The sequence below is a fragment of the Neobacillus mesonae genome (genome assembly GCF_023715155.1).
Taxonomy (GTDB): Bacteria; Bacillota; Bacilli; order Bacillales; family Cytobacillaceae; genus Neobacillus; species Neobacillus mesonae_A.
On sequence record NZ_JAMBNQ010000094.1, the window covers coordinates 1 to 848 of the forward strand.

At 47.6% G+C, this 848-nt stretch carries 4 tRNA genes and 1 rRNA gene; all 5 read right to left on the reverse strand.

What is annotated here, in order from left to right:
* Window positions 1–45: 45 nt before the first annotated feature.
* The 5 genes from M3183_RS26570 to rrf all read right to left on the reverse strand — a co-directional run bounded on the left by M3183_RS26570 (window position 46) and on the right by rrf (window position 838).
* Window positions 46–121: transfer RNA gene (locus M3183_RS26570), tRNA-Lys, on the reverse strand.
* A gap of 155 nt (window positions 122–276) precedes the next feature.
* Window positions 277–349, reverse strand: a tRNA-Thr gene (locus M3183_RS26575).
* Window positions 350–523: 174 nt separating this feature from the next.
* Window positions 524–599 (reverse strand) — tRNA-Val (locus tag M3183_RS26580).
* An 8-nt stretch (window positions 600–607) separates the two neighbouring features.
* Window positions 608–682: transfer RNA gene (locus M3183_RS26585), tRNA-Glu, on the reverse strand.
* A gap of 40 nt (window positions 683–722) precedes the next feature.
* Window positions 723–838 (reverse strand): 5S ribosomal RNA (gene rrf, locus M3183_RS26590).
* Window positions 839–848: the final 10 nt, after the last annotated feature.

Sequence of the window (848 nt, forward strand, 5' to 3'; positions counted from 1 at the left end):
TAAGTCTGGTGCGTCTGCCAATTCCGCCACACCCGCATATTTAAATGGTGAGCCATGAAGGACTCGAACCTTCGACCCTCTGATTAAAAGTCAGATGCTCTACCAACTGAGCTAATGGCTCATACCTAAAAGTAACTATCTAATATTTGGTTTATTCGTCAGATGTCCGCATCTCAGGTTGATTATTCAAGAAGCGGCTCGATGCGTACAACTTGCAGTGTTTCATAGAAGTATTGCTCGTTGCTCTACCAACTGAGCTAATGGCTCGTTCAAAGGTGCCGGCCAGAGGACTTGAACCCCCAACCTACTGATTACAAGTCAGTTGCTCTACCAATTGAGCTAGGCCGGCATTAATATTAGTTTAAAGATTTTGTTTACATACTTTTTCTAATTATCGTCGTCCCGACTTCAGAAGGACTATTCAAGAAGCGGTTCAGCCGGTACGCTGAAGACTTTCTTAGAAGCATACTCGATCGTACTCTACCAATTGAGCTAAGCAGGATAGAAATAAGGGAAATTTTTATGGTGGAGGATGACGGGATCGAACCGCCGACCCTCTGCTTGTAAGGCAGATGCTCTCCCAGCTGAGCTAATCCTCCATTTGTGGTGGTGACCCCTACGGGATTCGAACCCGTGTTACCGCCGTGAAAGGGCGGTGTCTTAACCGCTTGACCAAGGGGCCAAAATCAAAATATTGCAAAATAATAGCCCCAAAGGGCATCGCCCGGCAGCGTCCTACTCTCACAGGGGCAAGGCCCCAACTACCATCGGCGCTGAGAAGCTTAACTTCCGTGTTCGGTATGGGAACGGGTGTGACCTTCTCGCCATCACCGCCGGACTATTTATTT